Genomic DNA, 20,712 nt, shown 5'->3' on the forward strand with positions numbered 1-20,712 from the left:
CGCCAACTTCATGATCGACAGCTCCAGGGGCGGGTTAGTCGGTGGGGAGGAGGGGGCCCAGGGGGCCGAGGTCGAGGTTGAGGTCCTCGGGGGAGAGGCCGAAGTAGTCGCGGAGCTGGGTCATCTGCTCCTCCAGCGCCATCAGCGTGCTGCCGATCCGTTCGACCTGCTCATCGCTGAGGTCGCCGAGGTCGACCCGGCGCAGCGCCTGCCGTTCCATCAGCTGCCGCAACAGCTCGATGACGGTGAGCACCAGGCTGGCCAGGCCCCGCTCGACGGAGTCCTGGTCCACGGCGAGCCGGCGGTCCAGCGGCCGGACCCGGGGCGCCTGCCACTGCGACTCCCCCAGCGCCGCGGCCAACTCGGCCGCCTCGTCCCGGCCGGTCACGGCGCCACCTCCGACGGCGGGGCGAGCGGCGCCACCTCCGACGGCGGAGCGAGCGCGCCGACCGACGCGATCAGGGCCCGCAACGAGATCCGGACCAGGTCGACGTCGGCGATGGCCAGGGTGATGTCCCCGGTGATCACCACGCCGGTGGCGAGCACCCGGTCGAGCAGGTCGACCAGGGCCACCGGCCGGTAGGTCAGCGGGTCGTCGGCGCTGCTCGGCGCCAGCGACGTCACGCCCATGCCGGCTCCGCCGAGGGTTCCGCGACAAACGAGTACGGCGGCCACGGGCCGGTCGCCTCCAGCCGGATCTCCGGATGCCGGTCGGCCAGCTCGCGGACCAGCGCGGCGAAGCCGTCCAGCCGCTCCCGGTCGATCAGGTACGCGCCATTGAGCACCATCGCGGTGGGCGCCCCGGAGAGCCGGCGGTCCTGCGGGGCGTGCCGGCGAGCGGTGACCGCGTACCCGGCGAGGGCCGCGTGCACGGCGGCCGCCGCGTCGGCGGCGATCCGCTGCCCCTCCTCCCGGGCGGTCAGCTGGGCCTTACGCCGCCGCAGGTACGCCGCGCCGGCGCCACCGCCGGCGGCGGGCTCCTCCGTCCGGGGGGTGGCGCCGGGGACCACGTACCCCTTGACCCCCCACTCCTCGCGGCCGGTGAGCCGGGCCAGCGTGCCGGCCAGCTCGTCGTGCCGCTCGGCCAGCACCCGGGCCACCCGGTCGTCGTCCCGGTGCACGGTGGCGAGCCGGGCCGGCACCACCGGGCCGGCCCCGCACAGCGCGGCCACCACGGCGTGGTGCGCCCGGGCGGCCCGCTCCAGCCAGGCCAGGTCCTCCAGGTTCCGACGCAGCGCCTCCTCGCCGTACTCGGCCAGCGGGACGTCGCTGACCACGGCGACCAGGCCGGCGCCGGCCACCGACCGGACCGGCGTGCCCGCGATGCCGGTGGTCCCGGCCGGCGTGGCCGTGACCGCGGCGACCACCCCGTGCAGCCACACGGCGCTTCCGGTGCCCGGCACCGCCCGGGCCGGCTCAGCCGTCGTACTCATCCCACTCCTCTCGCGCGGCGCGGGCGGCCACCCGGGGCCGCCGGGACGCCTCGACCTCCTCGGGGTCGCGCGGCCCCGGCTCGACCGGCGGGCGGGCCCGGGAACTGAGCCACGGGTCGTGCTCCCACCAGTCGATGCCGATCTGCCGCGCGGTGTCCACGGAGGCGATGACCAGCCGCAGCTTCAACGTCAGCAGCTCGATGTCGAGCAGGCTGACCCGGATGTCACCGGCGATGACGATGCCCCGGTCGAGCACCCGTTCGAGGATGTCGCCCAGGTTCGCCGGCTCGTGCCCGGCCGGCAGCACCTGACCGGAGTTCTGGACCACCGAAGGCGTCCGACCCACCGTCATCTCAGTCCCCCTTGCCCCGCTGGTAGCGGCGCGTGCGCCGGTAACCGAGCAGGCTGCCGGTCATGTCCAGCTCCACCTCGTAGAGGCCGAGCAGGTCGGTCGAGGCGGGGATCCGGTGGTCCTCGACCACCTCCACCCCGATCCGCCAGCCGTCGTCGGTGGGCTGGATCGAGGTGACCCCCAGCGGGTCCTTGCCGGTCAGCGCGACCACCTGCCGCAGCCCCTCGCGGGCCGCGTCGGCCGCGTCGATCTCCTCGTAGTCGTCGTCCGGATGGTCGTTCCGGTCGCGCTTCCCGTCGCTGCGGATCCGTGCCGCTGTCATCTCATCTCCCTCGCCCACGGTGCCGGTCACCCGGACGGTCGACGCGCCGCCGGGCGGGCGGCCGCCGGCCGGTGCCGGCCGTACCCGCGGACGGGGTACGGCCGGTGTCGCCGGCCGGCGGGGTGAGCCGGTCCAGGACCCGCTCCTGGCCCCGGTCCCGCTCCTCCGGCGTGATGTCGCCGGCCGCCGCCGCCCGGTCCAGCTCCTCCAGCTCCCGCCGGATGTTGACCGGGTTGTACTGCCGCGACTCCGCTTCCCGGGCGACCATCTTCACCATCGCGGTGAGGCCCCGCACCGGGGCGTACGGCAGGGTCAGCAGCGCCCAGAGGATGTCCACGGCTCACTCCACCAGCTGGTGTGCGCTGATGAAGTCGTACGGGGCGAGCGGGCCGATCAGGCGCGTCCGGATCAGCTCCCGGCGCTGCTCGGCGAACTCCTCCACCGCCCCGATGAACTTCTCCTCGTCGTCCACGCCGACCAGGAAGGCGACGTTCACCGCGTCCAGCTCGTGGCTGGGCTGGCGCGCCGCGTCGGCCACCGCGTAGCGGCCCACCGCGTCGACCAGCGCCCGGTTCTCCGCCTCCCGGCGCAGCTCGACCGCCTGGCTGATCATCTCGCCGAGGCGGATCCGCTGCTCCCGGCTCGCCGCCTCGGAGCGGCCCCGGATCTGCTCGGCGAGCCCGGCGGCGGCGTCGTTGTCGGCCAGGAAGCCGCTGATGAACTCCTGCTCATCGAAGCGCCCGTGCACGGTGTACTGGATCCGGTCCTCCAGCTCCGCCAGCGCGGCGGCGAACCGTTCCTGGTGCGCCGCCAGCAGGTCCTCCACCGCGTCCGCGCCGGTCACCACCGTGCCGAACCGGACCGGCAGCACCGGCGCGATCTCCGCCGTGCCGTCCAGCAGCCGCTCGTACGCGGTGAGGTCGGCCGGCCGGCCCATCGGCTCCTCCAGCCCGACCTCGCTGACCAGCGCGGCGAGCTCGCCGTGCCGGATCGCGGTGACCTCGGCCGGCGGGTTGCCGACCCCCTCCGCGTCGGGGGTCGGCTCCACGTCCGCCGGCACGATGCCGTAGATGAACAATCCGTTCTCCTCAGCCATCTCTAGCGCTCCTCCTGCCGGCTGCGGCGCTGCCGGGGGCGGTCGGAGTCCCGGTCCCGCAGCGAGTCCGCCACCGCGCCGCTGATCTCCTCGGCCGCCTTGCCGAGGCCGGAGACCGCCTTGCCCTTGGCCGCCCCCTTGGCGGTGTCGCCCACGATGTCCGGCAGGGTCTTCGTGTCCTTCGGCACGATGCTCAGCCGGTCGACCGCCTCGGCGAACCGCAGGTACGTCTCGACGCTGGCGATCACGATCCGGGCGTTGATCTCCAGGAGCTGGATGCCGACCACGGCGACCGACACCTGCGCGTCGATCACCACGCCCTTGTCCAGCACCGTCTCGACGACGTCGGCAAGGGTCCCGGACCCACCGCCGCCGGTGCGTTCCAGCGCGCTACCGGACTGGCCGGATGTGGTGGCGACGGTCATCACTCACGCTCCTCTCGCCGGCGGCGGACCACCGGGCGACGGGGGGTCTCGGCGGTACGGCGGGCCGGGCGGGGCCGCTCCTCGCGCGGTTCGCGCTCCGCGCGGGGCTCCCGCTCCGGGCGGGGGCGGCGGGCCCGCTCGGGCTGCCGGCGGCGCGGGGGCGGCTGCTCCTCTTCCTCCGGCTCCTCGGCGTACTCCTCGTCGTCGAAGTCGTCGCCCTCGTCGTAGTCGTCGTACTCCTCCTCGGGCGGGCGACGGCGCTGCGGCGGCCGGCGGCGGCCGCGCTCGGCGGGCCGGCGCTCCTCCTCCGGTTCCTCCTCGCGCGCCTCGGGCTCCTCCTCGGGCTCCTCGGCACGGCCGTGCTCCTGCTGCTCGCGGGCCTCCTGCTCCTCGCGGAGCGCGGTCTCGTGGTCCTTGACCACCTGGGAGTCCTCGATCTCGCCCCGCCAGCCCTCAACGGAGTCGGGGTCGAGCACGGTCTGCGTCATCACGTGCCGGACGAAGTGCTTCAGCTCCAGCCGCATCCGGCGGCCCTGGGCGCGCCAGAGATTGCCGGTGTGCTCGAAGAGTCCCTTGGGGTGGTACTCAAGCACCACCAGGATCTTCGTCAGCTCCGGGCCGACCTCGTGGAAGCTGACCGTGCCGTCGACGGAGCCCTTCTCGCCCTTCGACCGCCAGTGGATCAACCGGTCGGGGATCTGCCGGATGATGGTCGACTCCCAGGTGCGGTGCGACCAGAAGACCTGCGCCTTCCAGTTCATCTTCTCGTCGGAGGCGTTCTCGGCCAGCTCGACCTTCTTCATGAAGCTCGGGAAGTCGCCGAAGGTCGTCCACTGGTTGTAGGCGACCCGGACGGGCACGCCGACCTCGATCGTCTCGACGATGTTGGTGACCTTGAGCTTCTTGCCGCCGCCCTTGCCGCCCTTGCCGCCACCGCCGAACGCCGACATCAACTTCTCCTTACCGCCGGCCAGGCCGGCATGGAACATGGCCTTGACCGGGGAGTGGCCCTCGGCGAGCTTCTGGGCGCCGGTGGCAGCGGCGATCAGACCGGGACCGCCGCCCTGCTTGGCGTACTCGCTGAGCCGGCCGGTCGCCCCGGTGATCCGCTCGGTCACCACGTGTACGGCGCGTTCCCCGATGGCCGAGGCGAGGTTGCGCAGCTCGGCGCCGAGCTGGTCGCGTGCCTTGTCGGTCAGACTGTTGCTGGCCATGGTCACCGCCCCCGCCGCCGGCGCGCCGGGACCGGCTGCTCGTCCCGGTCCTCGTCGTCGAGCGCCTCGGGCTGCTCGTCGAGTTCCTGTTCCTCGTCCGGGGCCGAGCGCTCCTCGGTCTCCGGCTCCTCCTCCGGCTGGCCCGCGCCGGACTTGCGGCGCAGCGCGTCGGCGCTGCCCCGCAGCTTGCCGCCGAGCGCGTCGATCCCACTGCCGGCGGCAGCGGTCGCCGCGGCCTTGCCGGCCGTGGCGAGCGGCGCGCCGAGCTTGCTGAGGTTGCCCAGCTGGGGGCTCACGTTCAACAGGTCGGAGGCGACCTTCTTCAGTCCGCCGGGCTGCTGGCTGGCCCGGCCGGCGGCCACCGCGGCGGCCAGGGTGAGGGCGGTACGCAGCTTCCTGCGGCGGCCGAGGATGTATCCGAAACCGACCGCCAGGGCGATCCGAGCTCCGCTCTTCATCTGTTCTCCTTCGCTCCCCGGCGGAAGCGGACACCTTGCACGTGGAGCAGGCCCGGAAAACTGCTGCCGGGGATCAGCGGAAATGGGCCTGCGAACCGGTGTCCCGAATCAGCGGACCCGGCCGGCAGTACCCGCCACGCCATCCACAAAACATTTCCCGGATCGCCCTGACCGGCTGGTCACAACAGAATCGGTGATCCGAGGAGGGCCAGGTAGATAGCACGCAAAACGGTCGGAGGCACCGCAGCGAGCAGGAGAAGGAGATACTTGCCTTAAGGCAAGCGAGAATTGTCAGCGAGCCGGAAGTGCGGAATCCAGACACATTTTCGCGCGCAGCTTTCCGCCATCCTCGCGCAATTCCGCGCCGCATTTTTCCAAAACCGAGATCGCACCGCGATTGTCCGGCGTCGTCTCGGCCACCACGGTGTGCATGCCGGCCGCCGCGGCGGCGTGCAACAGCTCGCGCAGGGCGGCCGCGCCGAGCCCCTGGCCCCGCGCCGAGCGCCCGAGCCACATCCCGGTCTCCACCGTCCCCGGCTCCGCGCAGCGGGTCATCCGCACCATGCCGACCACCTCGCCGCCGGCGATGATCGCGTACATCCGGGTGCGGGTCGGGCCCTCCAGGCCACCGAAGCTGGCCCGGTAAAAGTCCCGGAACGCGTCCCGACGGGCCAGCGACCAGCCGGCAGGGGCCTCCACCGGAGGCATGACGTCCTCCGGTTCCGCCTCGGCAGCCGCTACGGAGAGCAACGGCTCCAGGTTCCCCTCGTCGACCGGCTCCAGTCGTACCGCTCCCGTCACGAGCCGCAGTCTGCCGTTCCCACCGGCCCCAGTCCACTGCTTTCGGCCCGTTCTGCCGGTCCGGCCGAGGCTACCGCCCGGTCGTACCCCCGGGGTGTTCCGCCTCACGCTCCGTTGTCAGCCGACCGGTTCGTTTCGGCGTGAGGGTGCTCACTCGACGGGGTCGAACTCGCAGAGGACCACCGAGGCGTCGTCGGTCCGCTTGTGCCGGCGCAGTCGCTCCGGATGGTCCCGCTCGGCGGCCCGTACCCGGCCGATCAGCCCCTCCGGCCCGTCCTGGGCCGCCACCGCCAGCAGCCCCGCCCAGTCGAACAGGCCGAACTGGTCCACCGCGCACGAGGCGCCGTCGCTGAGCAGGGCCGCCCGCCGCAGCGCCCCCGGGCCACGCAACGGCAGCGTCCCGGTCAACGCGTGGTACGCGGCGTCCGGGTCGGAGGCGGCCGCCCAGTAGCCGTGGGTCCGGTTCAGCCGCGCCCGTTGCACGGTCACCGACCGGCGGAACCGGGTCGTCGGGTCGACGTCGGTGCCGGGCAGGGCGTCAGCCGTCCGGCGCAGGTCCGCCATCGCGGCGGCCAGCCGATCGTCGGAGACCACACTGACCTCGCCGCCACTGTCGAGCACCAGCGGGCTGTCGCAGAGCACCAGGTAGTCCACCTGGTCGCCGCCCTCCCGGAGCAGGCAGACGGTGGACGACGGGGTGCCCGGATGGTCCAGGTCGCAGGCGCCGCCGTGATCGGCGCGGACCGCCAGGATGGCCGCCGCCAGGCTGCTCATCAGCGTCGCCGCCGGGCGGGCGGCGACCGCCAGGCCGATCCGGGCGGCCAGGTGCCGGACGTACCACGCGGGCCCGTGCACGCAGCCGGTGTCGAAGCCCTCCGGCACGGTCGCGCCGTCGAGGACCCCCACCAGCGGGCCGAAGCGGAACACCGCGTCCTCGTTCTCCAGCCGGCCGGGGGCCGGATCGGTGGCGGAGCGTACCCGCATCATCGGCGCCGTCCCGACCGGCCGCGCCGGCCGGCTCCCGGTCGGGTACCGGCGATCTGGTGCCCCCATCGGTGCGCTCCCTCCGTCGCCGCCCCGCCTACCCCGACCGGCGGCGGCCATTCCGGCGATGCGTCCGGGCAAGTGACCGGTACGCCGCGACCTGCGCCGGTAGCGTCAGCAGCGACCGGTACGGACGCGACAGGGGGATCGCATGTTGGAGCGGTTGCACGAGGCCGGACTCAAGTCGGAGCACGCCTACCTGGCTGGTTTCGTGAGCGTCGGGCTCTCCTTCACCAGTTGGTTCCTCTCCAAGCACCTGGAGCGGGCCGGGGTCGCCCGGGCGGACCGCTGGGGCATCTTCGTGGGCGAGTGGGCGCCGACCTTCTTCGCCATCGGCAACGGGCTGCGCACGTACGAGGAGTGAGCCGGGTCAGCGCCGCCGGTTACGCGCCCGGGAGGAGCGCAGGCGGCGCAGCCGGCCGATCAGCACCGGCTCGGCCGCCAGCGCGGCCGGGTGGTCGAGCAACGTGTTGAGCAACTGGTAGTAGCGGGTGGCGGAGAGCCCGAAGGTGTCCCGGATCGCCTGCTCCTTCGCCCCGGCGTGCTTCCACCACCGCTGCTCGAAGTCGAGGATCCGCCGCTCCCGCTCGGTCAGCTCACCCGGCCGGGCGTCCGGGGCGGCGCCGTTCGCGCCGTCCCCGGCGGGTTCGTCGTCCTCGACGACCGTCGGCTGCTCGGCAGCCGGCGCGGTCCGCTCTCCGGTCGGCGGTGCCGGATCGGCCTCGACGGCGGGCGCGGACCGGGGTGGGGGGACGGTGACGCCGGCTTCCCGGCGCGCGACGTCGGCCGGGCCGGACGGCTCGGGCCGGTCGGTGGCGGCCGGGGCGGCGTCGGCGGGCATGGCGCTCCTCGGGCGGGCGGGCGGCCGGCGCGGCGACCACCGGCCGGGGGGACCCCAGCGTAACCAGGGCCCGTCCCGGCCGCAGCGGACGCGGTGTCCGGAGGGTCGGCGCGCGTCGGGTCAGGCGATGTCCCGCTTGCGCATCGCCCAGAACGCGGCGACCAGCACCACCGCGGCGCCGAGGCCGAACACCAGGGCCGAGTCCTGCCAGGTGACCAGCAGTTCGGCCGGCTCGCACTGGCCCTTGGCGAACTGGCACGCGTCGTAGTCGAAGAGCTTCACCTGCTTCATGAACCAGGCCTGGGCGTACGTGGACAGCACGTACCGGTCGCCGAACGGGATGGAGAGCACGCCGACCGCGATCCGGATGCCGATCTCGCTGATCGCGAAGACCGCCACGGCCGCGCCGAGCGCCATCGCGGTGTGCCGGCCGAGCGAGGCGAGCGCGAACGCGATCGCGCCGATCGCCAGGACGATCCCGACCGCCCGCAGGCCGTCCAACCCGATCGAGCGCCAGACCCCGGCGGTCACCTTGACGGTGGTCCCCCGGTACCGCCCGATCAGCCAGAAGGCCAGCGTCCAGAACGCGCCGAGCACCACGGTCACCCCGAGCACGGTGGTGAGCAGCGCGGCCATCTTCGTGCCCAGCACGGCGAGCCGTTTCGGCCGCCAGAGCAGCAGGTTCATCATCCCGCCGGTGCTCCATTCGGCCCCGACGAACGAGGCGCCGACGATGAACGCGAAGAGCGCCACCGCCCCGGCGAACACCGCGATGAACGTGGGGAACTCGGCCCGGAAGTCGAACTGGTAGGGCAGGTTCCACTTCGGGTCGAACATCTCCGGCTGGGGCTGCCAGTCCCGGCCGCAGTTCGGCCCGAAGCGTTCCTCGGTCGCCTCCCCCCGCGCCTTGGCGGCGTCGCAGTCGGCGACGGTCCGCTCCCAGTCCTTCACCGCCTGGCGGTACTGGTGGTCGGCCTCCACCTGGGCGGCGGCCACCACCTCCTTGGAGAGCTTGTGGCTGGAGAAGCTGAAGGCGGTGGCCACGCCGGCCAGGCCGAGCACCAGCAGGACCAGCAGCAGCCGGGTGACCCGGCGCTTGGCCAGCCGGCGCAGCTCGGTGACGAACAGGCTCATGCGCCCCAACCCCCTTCGACCTTCGTGGACTGGTCGACCTGCCGGTGCTGGCCGGGGACCGGCGCGGTTGCGGTCAGTTCGAGGAAGACGCTCTCCAGGTCGACCGCGACGGGCGTCAGCTCGCTGACGTAGAGGCCCCGCTCGGCGAGGAGGCGGCTGACCGTGGCCGGCTTGTCGACGCCGGCGAGCATCAGGTGGTCCGCCTCGGTGGTGACCCGGACGCCGGCCCGGCTGAGCGTGTCGGCGGCCTGCGGCAGGTCGGTGACCGCCTCCAGGCGTACCCGCACCGCGCCCTGGGAGTGCGCGGCGAGCACCTCGTCGACCGGCCCGTACGCGACCCGCCGGCCCAGCGAGATGATGGTGACCGAGTCGCAGATGAGCTGGATCTCGCCGAGGATGTGGCTGGAGAGCACCACGGTCATCCCGGCGGCGGCGAGGTCGCGCATGAGGCTGCGCATCTCCCGGATGCCGCCCGGGTCGAGGCCGTTGGCCGGCTCGTCCAGGATCAGCAGCTTGGGGTTCTTGAGCAGCGCGGAGGCGACCGCCAGCCGCTGCTTCATGCCCAGCGAGTAGGTCTTCACCCGCTCCCCGGCCCGGTCGCGGAGCCCGACCAGCTCCAGCACCTCGTCGACCCGCTGCCGGGGCAGCTCGCCGGCCTGCGCGAGCAGGCCGAGCGTGTCCCGGGCGGAGAAGTGCGGGAAGAACTGCGGACTCTCCACGATGGCGCCGACCTGGCCGGCGACGGCGGGCAGCGCCCGCGGCAGCTCCTGGCCGAGGAGGGCCATCCGGCCCCCGTTCGGCCGGATCAGGCCGAGCAGGGTGCGCAGCGTGGTGGTCTTGCCGGAGCCGTTCGGGCCGAGGAAGCCGTGCACCTGCCCGGCCTCGACCCGCATGTCGAAGCCGTCGAGCGCGTGGCGCACCCCGCGTTTCCGGCTCCGGTACGTCTTGCGGAGACCCTCGATCTCCAGGACAGCCGTCAAGCTGACCTCCCCCGATAAGTAGGTGACAGCGGACACCATACGCGGTATGCAGACGGGCGCAATACCCGGTATGCAGATGTCGCGCCCGTGTCAGGCGCAGATCACGTGCACGCCGGCGTCACGGAACGCCTGCACCACGGTCGGGGACGCGCCGGAGTCGGTCACCAGCGTCTCCACCCGGTCCACCGGACAGATCCGGGCGAACGCGTGCCCGCCCAGCTTGGACGAGTCGGCGATCACCACCACCCGCTTCGCCCGGGCCACCATCAGGCTGTTCATCGCCGCCTCGCCCTCGTGGTGGGCGGCGGCGCCCAGCTGCGGGTCGATCGCGTCCACGCCGAGCAGGGCGATGTCCAGGGTCACCTCGCGCAGCAGCGCCCCGCCCAGCGGGCCGACCAGCTCGAACGACTTGGGCCGGACCACGCCGCCGGCCACCACGACCTTCATCCGCGACCGCACCAGCAGCTCGTTGGCGATGTTCAGGGCGTTGGTGACCACGGTGAGCTGGGCGCCCTCGGCGCTGGTGTTCAGGTCGGGCCGGACGGCCAGGGCCCGGGCCACCTCGGTGCTGGTGGTGCCGCCGTTGAGGCCGACCACGGTGCCCGGGGAGACCAGCGCCGCGGCGGCCGTCCCGATCCGCTGCTTCTCGGCCGAGTGCTTGGCGGTCTTGTAGCGCAGCGGCAGGTCGTACGAGACGCCGTTGGCGACCGCCCCACCCCGGGTACGGGTGATCATCTGCTGCTGGGCGAGCTGGTCGAAGTCACGCCGGATGGTCGCCTGGGAGACCTCCAGGCGATCGGCCGCCTCCTCGACGCTGACCCGTCCGTTGTCGGTCAGCATCTCCAGCAGCGCGTTCCATCGGGCGTAGCGGTCCACGCGGGGCCTCCACTGACTCTGCACGAACGGTGATTGATTGCGTGCACAGTAGTGCGCGAAACTACCCGGGCGCAAAACCCTGAGCTGCGCGATCTGGGAGGCGGTTGCCACAGCCACCCCGGTTCGCGCAGAATGACGCGCGAAAGACGGCCATATCGCGCCGTATTGCGCAGAGTCTCCCCCCGGGGCGAGGAGTTGTCATGGCGTACGTGCACGCGGAGATCGCGAGCCAGCCCGACTGCTGGCGGGAGGCGGCGCGGCTCGCCCCGACCCTCGCCGACCGGCTGCCGCGCCCCGGCGAGCGGGTCGCCGTCGTGGGTTGCGGCACGTCGTGGTTCATGGCGGCGGCGTACGCCGGCCTGCGCGAGCACGCGGGGCAGGGCGAGACCGACGCCTTCCAGGCCAGCGAGTTCCCCACCGGCCGCCGCTACGACCGGCTCATCGCGATCACCCGCTCCGGCACCACCACCGAGGTCCTGGAGCTGCTCGCCGCGCTGCGCGGCCGGATCCCGAGCACGGTCCTGGTCGGCGACCCCGCCTCCCCGGCGGTCGAGCTGGCCGACGCCGCCGTGACCATGCCCTTCGCCGACGAACGCTCGGTCGTGCAGACCCGCTTCGCCACCACCGCCCTCGCCCTGCTCCGCGCCCACCTCGGCGAGGACCTGGGCCGGCTGGCCGCCGACGCGGAGGTCGCCGTCCGGGCCCCGCTGCCGATCGACCCGGCCCGGATCGAGCAGGTCACCTTCCTCGGCCGCGGCTGGACGGTCGGGCTGGCCCAGGAGGCCGCGCTGAAGTGCCGGGAGGCGGCCACCTTCTGGGCCGAGGCGTACCCGGCGATGGACTACCGGCACGGTCCGATCTCCGTCGCCGCCCCGGGCCGCCTGGTCTGGGCGTTCGGCGAGATCCCGGAGGGGCTGCCCGAGGACGTCGCGGCCACCGGCGCCGCCTTCGTGCACAGCCGCACCCACGGCTGCCACACCGTGCTCACCAGCTGGGCGGCCGGGCGCACCCCGGTCGATCCGATGGCCGACCTGATCCTCGCCCAGCGCTTCGCCGTCGCGCTGGCCACCAGCCGCGGTCTCGACCCGGAGGCGCCCCGGCACCTGACCCGCTCCGTGGTGCTGGCGTGAGCGCGAGGAGTGAGCCGGGGTTGCGAGCCCCGCAGTCGCGAACAACGGAGACACCGTGACGTCAGGCGGCGAGGTCGTCGTCGCGCTGGACGTGGGCGGCACCGGGATGAAGTGCGCCCTGGTCCGCCCGGACGGCACCGTGGCGCACGCGGAGCGGCACGCCACCGAGGCGGCCCGCGGACCGGAGGCGGTGGTCGGGACCATCCTCGACGTGGCCGAGGCCCTGGCCGGGAAGGCGCGCGCCGACGGGCTGACCCCGGTGGCCTGCGGCATCGCCGTACCGGGGGTGGTCGACGAGGCGCGCGGGGTCGCGGTCTGGTCGGCGAACGTGGGCTTCCGGGACGTACCGCTGCGGGACCTGGCGCAGGCGCGGCTCGGCCTGCCGGCGGCGCTCGGCCACGACGTGCGGGTGGGCGGCCTGGCGGAGGCCCGGCTCGGCGCCGGCCGGGACGCCCGCCACGTGCTCTTCGTCGCGATCGGCACCGGCATCGCCGCCGCCCACGTGGTCGACGGGTCGGCCGCCGTCGGCGCGCACGGCGCCGCCGGCGAGATCGGCCACATCCTGGTACGCCCCGACGGCCCGCGCTGCGGCTGCGGCCGCCCCGGCTGCCTGGAAGCGGTCTCCTCGGCCTCGGCCATCGGCCGCCGCTACACCGCGCTGGCCGGTTCCGCGACCACCGCCGCCGAGGTGGCCGCCCGGGCGGCGGCCGGCGAGGAGCTGGCCGCCCGGGTCTGGCGCGAGGCGGTCGAGGCGCTCGCCGACGGCCTCGCCACCGGACAGGCGCTCTTCGACGTGGCGGCCATGGTGATCGGCGGGGGCCTCGCCCAGGCCGGCCCCGCGCTGCTCGACCCGCTGCGGGCGGCGCTCCGCGAACGACTGACCTTCCACCGGGAGCCGCGCCTGGTCGCGGCGGCCCTCGGCGACGAGGCCGGTTGCCTCGGCGCCGCCCTGCTCGCCCTGGACACCCTCGATTAAGGAGAGTCGATGACCCTGCGCGTGACCGGCAAGGTGGTGACGCCGACCGGCGTGATCCGGCAGGGCTGCGTCGAGATCGTCGGCGACCGGATCCGGGCCGTCGCCGAGTACCCGTCGGTGCGCGACGGGCACTGGATCGTGCCGGGCTTCGTGGACATGCACACCCACGGCGGCGGGGGCCACACCTTCACCACGGGGGACGCCGACTCGGCCCGCGAGGCGGCCGCGTTCCACCTGCGGCACGGCACCACCACCCTGCTGGCCAGCCTGGTCAGCTCGCCGTTCGAGCTGATGCGGGACGCGACGGCGGCCTTCCGGCCGCTGGTGGAGTCGGGGGTGCTGGCCGGCATCCACTTCGAGGGGCCGTACCTGTCGGCGGACCGCTGCGGCGCGCAGAACCCGGAGTTCCTCCGCGACCCGTCCACCGAGGAACTGGCCGAGCTCATCGAACTGGGCGGCGGCGCGGTCCGGATGGTCACCCTGGCCCCGGAGCGGGCCGGCGCGCTGGCGGCGATCGAGCTGCTCGTCTCGCGGGGCGTGGTCGCGGCGGTCGGGCACACGGACGCCACCTGGCAGCAGACCCGGGCCGCGGTGGCGGCCGGGGCGAGCGTCGGCACCCACCTGTTCAACGGGATGCGCCCGGTGCACCACCGGGAGCCCGGCCCGGTGGCGGCCCTGCTGGACTCCCCGAACGTGGTGTGCGAGCTGGTCGCCGACGGGGTGCACCTGCACGACGGGATGCTCGGCTTCGCCACCTGGGTGGCCGGCCCGGAGCGGGCCGCCCTGATCACCGACGCGATGGCCGCCGCCGGCATGCCCGACGGCGAGTACGAGCTGGGCGGCCAGGTCGTCACCGTGGTCGACGGGGTGGCCCGGCTCAGCCGGGACGGCGCCATCGCCGGCAGCACGCTGACCATGGACGCCGCCCTGCGGCACGCCGTCGCGGCCGGGATCGCCCTGCCCGACGCCGCCCGGATGGTCGCCACCACGCCGGCCCGGGCGATCGGCCTGGGCGACCGGCTCGGGGCGCTCCAGACCGGCCTCCGGGCCGACCTGGTCGTGCTCGACGACGACCTGAACGTGGTCCGGGTGATGCGGGCCGGCGCCTGGCTGGAGTGACCCGCGTGGGGCGTGCGCTGGAGTTTGCAGCGAGTCCGCATCCATCCGGGACCGGCATCGGACGGCGGCCGCGCGACGCAGCCCCCGCAGCGCGGCGAGGCGTCAGGCGGTGGGGACCTCGACGCCGAGGACGGCCTGCTCGTCGGGGCGGTGCACCAGCACGTCGGCGAGGAACGAGTGCACCGCGTGCCGCATCCCGACGTCCCGGCCGGCCTGCTCGGAGAGCAGCCACTTGTGCTCGATGATCTGCGCGAAGAGCTCCTGCGGCTCCAGCTTCCGGCGCAGGTGCGCCGGCACCGCCCGGACCACCGGCTCGAACACCTCGGTCAGCCAGCGGTGCGCGGCCTGCTGCTCGTCGGTCAGGTCGCTCTCCACCCGGTACGCGTCCAGGTCGTTGAGGAGCTTGCGGGCCTGGTTCTCCTCGGCGTCCAGGCCGGTGAGCCGGAGCAGCCGGCGGGTGTGGTAGCCGGCGTCGACCACCTTCGGACGGACCAGGTACCGCCCGTTCTCCGCCGTCGACATGGCCACCTCGGCGACATCGAAGCCCAGCTCGTTGAGGCGACGGATCCGGCCCTCGATGTCGTGCCGGGCCGCCCGCTCGACCTGCTGCTCGTAGGTGATCTCGTGCCAGAGCCGCTCGTACCGGGTCACGACCTCCTCGCAGACCACCTCCGGGTCGATCGACTCGTGCAGCAGCCCGGCCGCCTGGAGGTCGAGCGCCTCGCCGAAGATGTTGACCCGGGCGATCTCCAGGTCCTCGCCCCGCTGGCCGTTGGAGAGCGAGTGGTGCAGCGCCCCGGTCTCGGCGTCCACCAGGTACGCGGCGAACGCGCCCGCGTCGCGGCGGAACAGCGTGTTGGACAGTGAGCAGTCGCCCCAGAAGAAGCCGGTGAGGTGCATCCGCACGATCAGCGCGGCCAGGGCGTCCAGCAGCCGGTTCATGGTCTCCGGGCGCAGCGTGTTGGAGAACAGCGCCCGGTAGGGCAGGGAGAACTGGAGGTGCCGGGTGATCAGCACCGGGTCCAGCGGCTCGCCGTCCTCGGTCTGCCGGTCGGCCACGATCGCGACCGCCTCGACCGACGGGAAGTCGATCCGCTCCAGGGCCCGGAGCAGGTCGTACTCCCGCTCGGCGACCCGCTCGCCGGTCTCCTTCACCGCGTACACGTAGTCGCCGAGCCGGACGAAGCGCACGATGTGCCGGGAGATGCCCTGCGGCAGCGCGACCAGGTGCTGGGCAGGCCACTCCTCCAGCGGGGTCGACCAGGGGAGGTCGAGCAGCGCCGGGTCGACGAGAGCCGAGGTGATCCGCACGGCCACAAGTGTGACCGCTCACCCCGGCCCCGCGCTTCCCTTCGTGGGCCGGCACACAGCCGCCGCCCGCACCGGTCCGGCACCGCGGCCGGCCGGTAGCGTGGTCGCGTGCGGGAGACCACGGAGGTACGCGACAAGCTGCGGCTCCGGCCCGTCCGGCCGGCCGGCTGGTGGTTCGACGGGCTGCTGCTGGCCGCCCTGGTCGGGCTGACCGTGGCGCTCGCCACCGGACACCTCTTCGGCCTCGACCGGGCCGTCGCCGACTGGTCCGACACACACCGTCCGACCGTCGCCGAGTGGGCCGCCCGGATCCTGAACCTGCTCGGACAGGGCACCCCGCTGACCCTGCTCGCGGCCGGGCTCGGCGTGTCGCTCGCGGTTCGGCTGCACTCGGTCCGTCCGGTGCTGCCGCCGGTTGTCGCGTTCGTGCTCACCTATCTGACCATCGGACCGCTCAAGGTGTGGACGGCCCGGCCGGCGCCCAGCGCCAGCGCCAAGGAGCCGTTCCTGTCGCCCGAGCGGACGCTGCCGCTGTTCCAGCACGAACTGCCGGTGCGCTTCGCCCAGTCCTACCCGTCCGGCCACGTCGCCAACGCGATCGTCTGGTACGGCCTGCTCGCCCTGCTGCTGGCCCCCCTGCTGCGCACCTTCGGCCGGACCGTCCCGCCCCCGCTGGTCACCGCGATCCGCGTGGTGCCGCCGCTGGTGGTCCTCTGCACCACCTGCTACCTCGGCTGGCACTGGCTGACCGATTCGGTCGCCGGGCTGCTGCTCGGGCTGCTGCTGGACCGGCTGCTGCACCGGGTGCCCTGGGACGGCCTGCCCTTGCCGGAACGGTTGCGGAACTGGGACCGGCCGTTCACCTCGTACCCCTAGCTAGGGTGCGGTTGTGGATCAACTGAGCCGGCGGCTGGGCGTACCCGATGCGGTGGTCATCGGTCTGGGGTCGATGCTCGGCGCGGGCGTCTTCGTGGTCTTCGGCCCGGCCGCGGCGGCGGCCGGCGGCGCCGGGTTGCTGGCCGCGCTGGCCCTGGCCGGCTTCATCGCCTACTGCAACGCGACCAGCTCGGCCCGGCTCGCCGCCCGCTACCCCGAGTCCGGCGGCACCTACGTGTACGGCCGGGAACGCCTGCACCCGTTCGCCGGTTTCCTGGCCGGCTGGGGGTTCGTGGTCGGCAAGACGGCGAGCTGCGCGGCGATGGCGCTGACCATCGGGGCCTACCTCTGGCCGGGGCGGGCGCGGCTGGTCGCGGTCCTCGCGGTGGTGGCGGTGACCGCGGTGAACCTGCGTGGCGTCGGCAAGACCGCCACCGCCACCCGGGTGCTGGTCGGGATCGTGCTCACCATCCTGGCGGTGGTCGCGGTGACCGGCGCCCCGCACGTCTCCCTCGATCGGCTGGACGGCGTGGCGGAGACCGGCATCCGGGGCGTGCTGACCGCCGCCGGCCTGCTCTTCTTCGCCTTCGCCGGGTACGCCCGGATCGCCACCCTCGGCGAGGAGGTACGCGAACCCGAGCGCACCATCCCGCGCGCCGTGCCGCTGGCCCTCGGCGTGGTGCTGGCGATCTACCTGGTGCTGGCGGTGGTCGCGCTCGGCGTGCTGGGCGAGCAGCGGCTGGCCGCCGCGGCCGCGCCACTGGCCGAGGTGGTCCGGGTGGCCGGGCTGCCCGGCCTGGTCTGGCTGGTCCGCGCCGGCGCGACCGTCGCGGTGACCGGGGTGCTGCTCTCCCTGCTCGCCGGGGTCGGCCGGACCATCCTGGCGATGGCCCGCCGCCGGGACCTACCGGGCGTCCTGGCCGCCGTGCATCCCCGCCACAAGGTGCCGCACCGCGCCGAACTGGCCGTGGCCGCCGTGGTGATCGTGGTGGTGGCGCTGGGCGACGTCCGCGGCGCGATCGGCTTCTCCAGCTGCACCGTGCTGGTCTACTACGCGATCGCCAACGCCTCCGCGCTCAGGCTGGGGCGGGAGCCGGCCCGGAAGGTACCGGTGCAGCTCATCGCCGCGCTGGGGCTGGTGGGCTGCCTGGTGCTGGCGGTGAGCCTGCCGGTGGCCAGCGTGCTCGCCGGTTTCGGCGTCCTCGCCCTCGGGGCCCTCGGCTACGCCGTCCGCCACACCGTCAGGACGGCCTGAGCCCACTACTCGAGCGATGACGGCACGGTCAGTCGGTCTCGCGTGGATGGCCGGTGCCCGCGTGCACGAGCCACACCGTGCGGCGGTCGTCATCGATCAAATACCACTCGGCGGCTGCCGAGTCGGCGAAGCGCAGCTCGTACTCGGTGCCGACGGCGGGCGGGGCGGCCCGGTCGCCGCGCTTCGGGCTCACCGCTGCGCGTCCGGCACCGGCACCGGACCCAGGTCCCCGCTGGGCTCCCGGCTAACGATCTCCAGCAACGTCGGGTCGGCGTGGATCTCGGCGGTGTGCCGCCACTGAGTGAGCAGCACCGCGACCGGTGACAGGTTCTCCAACGAGGCGGCACCCTGGGCGACCGTGGTCAGCTCGGCCAGCAACTGGTCGACATCCTCGTCGGGCAGGAACGCCACCCACGGCAGAGCCTCACGCAGGACGCGACGAACCACCTCGCCGGGCTCGGTGCGTACCAGACCGGCGAGCAGCCGAGCGGTGAAGTCCACGACGACGGCGTCCCGCTCCAACTGATCTGCGCGGGTCAGCGCGAGGTCACCGGCGTCCCGGCGGCGCAGGCGCAGCGCCCGCACCTTGTCGAGCCGGTCGGCGGCAGCCGCCGGCCGGTGGAGGAACTCGCTGAACGGAAGCTCTTCATAGACCGCACCCACGACCTCCACACTACCGTGGAAGTCCGCGACAACGCTCACTCCTCCGACTGCCGGGGCCCCGGCGTGCCCGCCGGCTCGGCCGGGGCCGGGGTGGTCTCCCGGAGCAGCGCGCTCAGCCCGGCCCGCCGGGCGACCACGGTGAGCCGGTCGCCCGCCTGGATCACCATCCGCGGGTCGGCCGACCAGTCGGTCTTCTGGCCGGACCGGGTGTACGCGAGCAGGCGTACCTCGCCGGGACGGGCCACCGCGGCCAGCGGGCGGCCGTCCAGCGGGGAGCCGGCCATCACCGGCACCTCGGTGACCAGCAGCGCGTGCCGGCCGACCGGGATGGTGGCGATCACCGCGCGGTCCAGCAGCGCCGCCGCGAACGCGGGCGCGGCCAGGTAGGACACGCTGCGCGAGGTGCCGATGCCGAAGGCCCGCTGGATCCGCTCGGCGAAGTCGCCGTCGAAGAGGCGCAGCACCACCCGCAGTTCGGGGTCGAGGCTGCGGGCGTTCAGCGCGGCCCGCAGGTTGGTGCCGTCGTCGGTGGAGACCACGACCAGGGCCTGGCAGGTGGCCACCGAGGCGGCCCGCAGGGTCTCCTCCAACCCGGCGTCCCCGACGATCAGCGGTACGCCGAGCCGGTGCGCCAGCGAAGCGCCCCGCGCCTCGGGGTTCCGGTCGATGGCGACCACCTCGACCCCGAAGTCGTTGAGCTGGGCCATCACCCGGGTGCCGATGTTGCCCAGCCCGACCACCACCACGTGCCCGGTGCGGTCGGGCTGGATCCGGCCGGTGTGCAGGGCGAGCCGGGCGTTGACGATGCCGTCGACCACGGCGGCGGTGATCAGCGGGATCAGGGCCAGCCCGGCCAGGTTGAGCACCACCTGCATGACCTGCGCGGCGCCCGGCTTGTTGAGGTCGGGATCCTGCCCGCTCAACGTGGTGACCAGGGTGAGGTAGAGCGCGTCCGACCAGTTGACCCCGGCCGCGCGGGCGTTCAGCCAGCCGAGGACGGCGATCACCGCCAGCAGGGCCAGCACCGCGACGCCGATCTTGCGGGTGGCGAAGCTGCGCAGCGCGCGGAGCAGCACCACCACGGGCTCCCGGCGGCGCCGGGCCCGGGCCAGGCGGCGGGCGGCCAGCTCGGTGCCGGCCGGCTGGCCGGTCGCCTCGGCCAGCACCACGTCGGCCGACGGCTCGTCGGCGGGGAGCACCCGGATCAGCTCCGGGTCGGTGGTGACGGCCAGGCCGCAGAGCACGTCCTGGTGGCGTACGTCGGTGCGGCGGGCCGCGTAGAGGGTGCGCCCCGCGTGCCGGAAGTGGGTGGGGGCCAGCTCGCCCAGCGCGGCGGCGACGAACGCCGGGGCGGCGATGGACGCGTCGGAGAGAACCGCCGAGTCGGGGAAGAACTCGCGCAGGCCGTTGGCGAGTCTGGTGTTGAACATGCGTACCACCAGTCGCAGCCGGGGCTCGACCTCCTGGGCGCAGAGCGCCGCGTGCATGTTGCCCACGTCGTCCTGGTGCAGCAGGGCCAGCCCGGCCGCGCCGGCCAGCCCGGCCCGGCGGAAGGTGGCCTCGTCGAGCCGGTCGGCGAAGATCACCTGGATGTCGTCGAGGTCCCGGCCGTCCGGCCCGTCGGAGCGGCGGCGCTCCGGCACCACCAGGGTGACCCGGACCCGCCCGGCGGACGGCTCGGTCGCCAGCAGGGAGCGGACCACCCAGTATGCGAGCGGGTCGTTGCCGCAGACCACGTAGTGCGGTCGGGCGTCCCCGTTCGACCGGAGCCGCCACCCGGTCGCCCGGCGCGCGCGGTCACGCAGGGGCTCGGCCATGCCCGGATGGTAGTCAGCCGATCGCCGTCCGCGCAGCCCCCTGGATCATGGACGCATGGTGTCCCCGAGTACGGGTAGAGCAGCGCCATGCAGACGTTCCTCCCGTATCCGGACTTCCTGGCCAGCGCCCGGGTGCTGGACGCGAAGCGGCTGGGCAAGCAGCGGGTGGAGACCATCCAGGTGCTGCGCGGCCTGACCCGGCCCGACTACGGCTGGCGCAACCACCCGGCCGTGAAGATGTGGGCCGGGTACGAGGAGGCGCTGACCCGGTACGGGCTGGACATGTGCGCGGTCTGGTGCGAGCCGGGCCGGGCGGACACCTGCGCGGCGACGATGGCCGTCGACCTGGCCACCGCCTGCGGCATCGACACCGTCCGCAGCCAGGCCGAACTGGCCGAGGCCGGCGAGCTGCCGCCCTGGCTGGGCCGGGAGGACGTGCACCGCAGCCACCGGTCGTCGCTGCTACGCAAGGACCCCGGGCACTACGGCCCAAGGTTCGACGACGTCCCGCCCGACCTGGAGTACGTCTGGCCACCCTCGGATCGTGAGCGGCGCTGCCTGCTGCCCCGGGACGGATGAGCCGGCAGAC

General features: G+C 74.0%; 27 protein-coding genes. 7 read left to right on the top strand and 20 right to left on the bottom strand.

From position 1 onward, the window contains the following. Positions 1-34 precede the first annotated feature (34 nt). From EFE23_RS16275 to EFE23_RS16330, 12 genes are all read right to left on the bottom strand, one after another. Positions 35-388: a gas vesicle protein K gene (locus tag EFE23_RS16275; protein ID WP_233601016.1), complete on the bottom strand. Its 354-nt coding sequence runs from the start codon at positions 386-388 to the stop codon at positions 35-37. Then, positions 385-630 carry a gas vesicle protein gene (locus tag EFE23_RS16280; RefSeq protein WP_123241779.1) on the bottom strand — a complete coding sequence of 82 codons (246 nt, stop codon included), beginning with the start codon at positions 628-630 and terminating at the stop codon, positions 385-387. Before EFE23_RS16280 ends, EFE23_RS16275 begins: the two co-directional genes overlap by 4 nt. Beyond that, positions 621-1,433, bottom strand: a complete 813-nt coding sequence (locus EFE23_RS16285; protein WP_123241780.1) for a GvpL/GvpF family gas vesicle protein — start codon at positions 1,431-1,433, stop codon at positions 621-623. Before EFE23_RS16285 ends, EFE23_RS16280 begins: the two co-directional genes overlap by 10 nt. Further along, complete coding sequence (locus EFE23_RS16290; RefSeq protein ID WP_123241781.1) at positions 1,417-1,785, bottom strand: gas vesicle protein; 369 nt, start codon at positions 1,783-1,785, stop codon at positions 1,417-1,419. Before EFE23_RS16290 ends, EFE23_RS16285 begins: the two co-directional genes overlap by 17 nt. A gap of 1 nt (position 1,786) precedes the next feature. Further along, positions 1,787-2,107, bottom strand: a complete 321-nt coding sequence (locus tag EFE23_RS16295; RefSeq protein WP_123241782.1) for a gas vesicle protein GvpO — start codon at positions 2,105-2,107, stop codon at positions 1,787-1,789. Between the two features lies 1 nt (position 2,108). Next, on the bottom strand, positions 2,109-2,444 hold the full coding sequence (locus EFE23_RS16300; protein WP_123241783.1) for a gas vesicle protein GvpG: 336 nt from the start codon (positions 2,442-2,444) through the stop codon (positions 2,109-2,111). A gap of 3 nt (positions 2,445-2,447) precedes the next feature. After that, positions 2,448-3,203 (bottom strand): GvpL/GvpF family gas vesicle protein, encoded by a 756-nt coding sequence (locus EFE23_RS16305; protein WP_123241784.1) that lies wholly within the window; start codon positions 3,201-3,203, stop codon positions 2,448-2,450. A gap of 2 nt (positions 3,204-3,205) precedes the next feature. Then, complete coding sequence (gvpJ, locus tag EFE23_RS29775) at positions 3,206-3,628, bottom strand: gas vesicle protein GvpJ (RefSeq protein ID WP_123241785.1); 423 nt, start codon at positions 3,626-3,628, stop codon at positions 3,206-3,208. Then, a complete protein-coding gene (locus EFE23_RS16315) occupies positions 3,628-4,842 on the bottom strand; it encodes an SRPBCC family protein (RefSeq protein ID WP_123241813.1) in 1,215 nt (404 codons plus the stop codon). Before EFE23_RS16315 ends, gvpJ begins: the two co-directional genes overlap by 1 nt. A 2-nt stretch (positions 4,843-4,844) precedes the next feature. After that, entirely contained in the window at positions 4,845-5,300 is a 456-nt protein-coding gene (locus tag EFE23_RS16320) for a hypothetical protein (protein WP_123241786.1), read from the bottom strand. A gap of 291 nt (positions 5,301-5,591) precedes the next feature. Continuing rightward, the gene (locus EFE23_RS16325) at positions 5,592-6,101 is read right to left on the bottom strand and encodes a GNAT family N-acetyltransferase (protein ID WP_123241787.1); all 510 of its coding nucleotides are present in this window, start codon (positions 6,099-6,101) and stop codon (positions 5,592-5,594) included. Positions 6,102-6,251: 150 nt separating this feature from the next. After that, positions 6,252-7,154 carry a hypothetical protein gene (locus tag EFE23_RS16330; protein ID WP_123241788.1) on the bottom strand — a complete coding sequence of 301 codons (903 nt, stop codon included), beginning with the start codon at positions 7,152-7,154 and terminating at the stop codon, positions 6,252-6,254. A gap of 142 nt (positions 7,155-7,296) precedes the next feature. Between EFE23_RS16330 and EFE23_RS16335 the strand changes: the two genes are divergently transcribed. Then, a complete protein-coding gene (locus EFE23_RS16335) occupies positions 7,297-7,509 on the top strand; it encodes a hypothetical protein (RefSeq protein WP_123241789.1) in 213 nt (70 codons plus the stop codon). A gap of 6 nt (positions 7,510-7,515) precedes the next feature. On the opposite strand, the gene EFE23_RS16340 is transcribed toward EFE23_RS16335, so the two are convergent. The 4 genes from EFE23_RS16340 to EFE23_RS16355 form a co-directional block, all read right to left on the bottom strand. Further along, entirely contained in the window at positions 7,516-7,986 is a 471-nt protein-coding gene (locus EFE23_RS16340) for a DUF3263 domain-containing protein (protein WP_123241790.1), read from the bottom strand. A 120-nt stretch (positions 7,987-8,106) separates the two neighbouring features. After that, the gene (locus tag EFE23_RS16345; RefSeq protein ID WP_123241791.1) at positions 8,107-9,120 is read right to left on the bottom strand and encodes an ABC transporter permease subunit; all 1,014 of its coding nucleotides are present in this window, start codon (positions 9,118-9,120) and stop codon (positions 8,107-8,109) included. Continuing rightward, on the bottom strand, positions 9,117-10,040 hold the full coding sequence (locus EFE23_RS16350; protein WP_305034558.1) for an ATP-binding cassette domain-containing protein: 924 nt from the start codon (positions 10,038-10,040) through the stop codon (positions 9,117-9,119). The genes EFE23_RS16345 and EFE23_RS16350 overlap by 4 nt, the downstream gene beginning before the upstream one ends. Positions 10,041-10,190: 150 nt before the next feature. Continuing rightward, a complete protein-coding gene (locus EFE23_RS16355) occupies positions 10,191-10,976 on the bottom strand; it encodes a DeoR/GlpR family DNA-binding transcription regulator (protein ID WP_123241793.1) in 786 nt (261 codons plus the stop codon). Between the two features lie 200 nt (positions 10,977-11,176). Here EFE23_RS16355 and EFE23_RS16360 point away from each other — a divergent pair, with 200 nt between their 5' ends. The 3 genes from EFE23_RS16360 to nagA are packed head-to-tail and all read left to right on the top strand — an operon-like array spanning position 11,177 to position 14,201. Beyond that, a complete protein-coding gene (locus EFE23_RS16360; RefSeq protein ID WP_123241794.1) occupies positions 11,177-12,106 on the top strand; it encodes an SIS domain-containing protein in 930 nt (309 codons plus the stop codon). 55 nt (positions 12,107-12,161) lie between these two features. Continuing rightward, positions 12,162-13,082 carry an ROK family protein gene (locus EFE23_RS16365; protein ID WP_123241795.1) on the top strand — a complete coding sequence of 307 codons (921 nt, stop codon included), beginning with the start codon at positions 12,162-12,164 and terminating at the stop codon, positions 13,080-13,082. A 9-nt stretch (positions 13,083-13,091) separates the two neighbouring features. Continuing rightward, on the top strand, positions 13,092-14,201 hold the full coding sequence (gene nagA, locus EFE23_RS16370) for an N-acetylglucosamine-6-phosphate deacetylase (RefSeq protein ID WP_123241796.1): 1,110 nt from the start codon (positions 13,092-13,094) through the stop codon (positions 14,199-14,201). A 102-nt stretch (positions 14,202-14,303) separates the two neighbouring features. Here the strand turns inward: nagA and EFE23_RS16375 are convergent, their stop codons facing one another. Beyond that, complete coding sequence (locus EFE23_RS16375) at positions 14,304-15,512, bottom strand: DUF4032 domain-containing protein (RefSeq protein ID WP_123241814.1); 1,209 nt, start codon at positions 15,510-15,512, stop codon at positions 14,304-14,306. Positions 15,513-15,650: 138 nt separating this feature from the next. Between EFE23_RS16375 and EFE23_RS16380 the strand changes: the two genes are divergently transcribed. Beyond that, positions 15,651-16,388 (top strand): phosphatase PAP2 family protein, encoded by a 738-nt coding sequence (locus EFE23_RS16380; protein WP_199737105.1) that lies wholly within the window; start codon positions 15,651-15,653, stop codon positions 16,386-16,388. 13 nt (positions 16,389-16,401) lie between these two features. Further along, positions 16,402-17,643, top strand: coding sequence for an APC family permease (locus EFE23_RS16385; RefSeq protein WP_123241798.1), 1,242 nt, complete (start codon positions 16,402-16,404; stop codon positions 17,641-17,643). 28 nt (positions 17,644-17,671) lie between these two features. On the opposite strand, the gene EFE23_RS28540 is transcribed toward EFE23_RS16385, so the two are convergent. From EFE23_RS28540 to EFE23_RS16395, 3 genes are read right to left on the bottom strand one after another with little or no spacing between them, the layout of a single operon-like run. Beyond that, positions 17,672-17,836, bottom strand: a complete 165-nt coding sequence (locus EFE23_RS28540) for a hypothetical protein (RefSeq protein WP_199737103.1) — start codon at positions 17,834-17,836, stop codon at positions 17,672-17,674. Further along, entirely contained in the window at positions 17,833-18,306 is a 474-nt protein-coding gene (locus EFE23_RS16390) for a hypothetical protein (RefSeq protein WP_123241815.1), read from the bottom strand. Before EFE23_RS16390 ends, EFE23_RS28540 begins: the two co-directional genes overlap by 4 nt. 35 nt (positions 18,307-18,341) lie before the next feature. Further along, positions 18,342-20,123, bottom strand: a complete 1,782-nt coding sequence (locus EFE23_RS16395; RefSeq protein ID WP_123241799.1) for a potassium channel family protein — start codon at positions 20,121-20,123, stop codon at positions 18,342-18,344. Between the two features lie 87 nt (positions 20,124-20,210). Here EFE23_RS16395 and EFE23_RS16400 point away from each other — a divergent pair, with 87 nt between their 5' ends. Next, positions 20,211-20,702 (top strand): MSMEG_6728 family protein, encoded by a 492-nt coding sequence (locus EFE23_RS16400; protein ID WP_123241800.1) that lies wholly within the window; start codon positions 20,211-20,213, stop codon positions 20,700-20,702. The last annotated feature ends 10 nt before the right edge of the window (positions 20,703-20,712 follow it).

The sequence above is a fragment of the Micromonospora solifontis genome (genome assembly GCF_003725545.1).
GTDB classification, from domain to species: Bacteria; Actinomycetota; Actinomycetes; order Mycobacteriales; family Micromonosporaceae; genus Micromonospora; species Micromonospora solifontis.

Bases quoted from the DNA above. Each gene is read 5' to 3' on its own strand.
- EFE23_RS16280 (WP_123241779.1), bottom strand. From the start codon at position 630: ATGGGCGTGACGTCGCTGGCGCCGAGCAGCGCCGACGACCCGCTGACC.
- EFE23_RS16285 (WP_123241780.1), bottom strand. From the start codon at position 1,433: ATGAGTACGACGGCTGAGCCGGCCCGGGCGGTGCCGGGCACCGGAAGC.
- EFE23_RS16290 (WP_123241781.1), bottom strand. From the start codon at position 1,785: ATGACGGTGGGTCGGACGCCTTCGGTGGTCCAGAACTCCGGTCAGGTG.
- EFE23_RS16295 (WP_123241782.1), bottom strand. From the start codon at position 2,107: ATGACAGCGGCACGGATCCGCAGCGACGGGAAGCGCGACCGGAACGAC.
- EFE23_RS16305 (WP_123241784.1), bottom strand. From the start codon at position 3,203: ATGGCTGAGGAGAACGGATTGTTCATCTACGGCATCGTGCCGGCGGAC.
- gvpJ (WP_123241785.1), bottom strand. From the start codon at position 3,628: ATGACCGTCGCCACCACATCCGGCCAGTCCGGTAGCGCGCTGGAACGC.
- EFE23_RS16315 (WP_123241813.1), bottom strand. From the start codon at position 4,842: ATGGCCAGCAACAGTCTGACCGACAAGGCACGCGACCAGCTCGGCGCC.
- EFE23_RS16320 (WP_123241786.1), bottom strand. From the start codon at position 5,300: ATGAAGAGCGGAGCTCGGATCGCCCTGGCGGTCGGTTTCGGATACATC.
- EFE23_RS16330 (WP_123241788.1), bottom strand. From the start codon at position 7,154: ATGGGGGCACCAGATCGCCGGTACCCGACCGGGAGCCGGCCGGCGCGG.
- EFE23_RS16335 (WP_123241789.1), top strand. From the start codon at position 7,297: ATGTTGGAGCGGTTGCACGAGGCCGGACTCAAGTCGGAGCACGCCTAC.
- EFE23_RS16340 (WP_123241790.1), bottom strand. From the start codon at position 7,986: ATGCCCGCCGACGCCGCCCCGGCCGCCACCGACCGGCCCGAGCCGTCC.
- EFE23_RS16345 (WP_123241791.1), bottom strand. From the start codon at position 9,120: ATGAGCCTGTTCGTCACCGAGCTGCGCCGGCTGGCCAAGCGCCGGGTC.
- EFE23_RS16360 (WP_123241794.1), top strand. From the start codon at position 11,177: ATGGCGTACGTGCACGCGGAGATCGCGAGCCAGCCCGACTGCTGGCGG.
- nagA (WP_123241796.1), top strand. From the start codon at position 13,092: ATGACCCTGCGCGTGACCGGCAAGGTGGTGACGCCGACCGGCGTGATC.
- EFE23_RS16395 (WP_123241799.1), bottom strand. From the start codon at position 20,123: ATGGCCGAGCCCCTGCGTGACCGCGCGCGCCGGGCGACCGGGTGGCGG.
- EFE23_RS16400 (WP_123241800.1), top strand. From the start codon at position 20,211: ATGCAGACGTTCCTCCCGTATCCGGACTTCCTGGCCAGCGCCCGGGTG.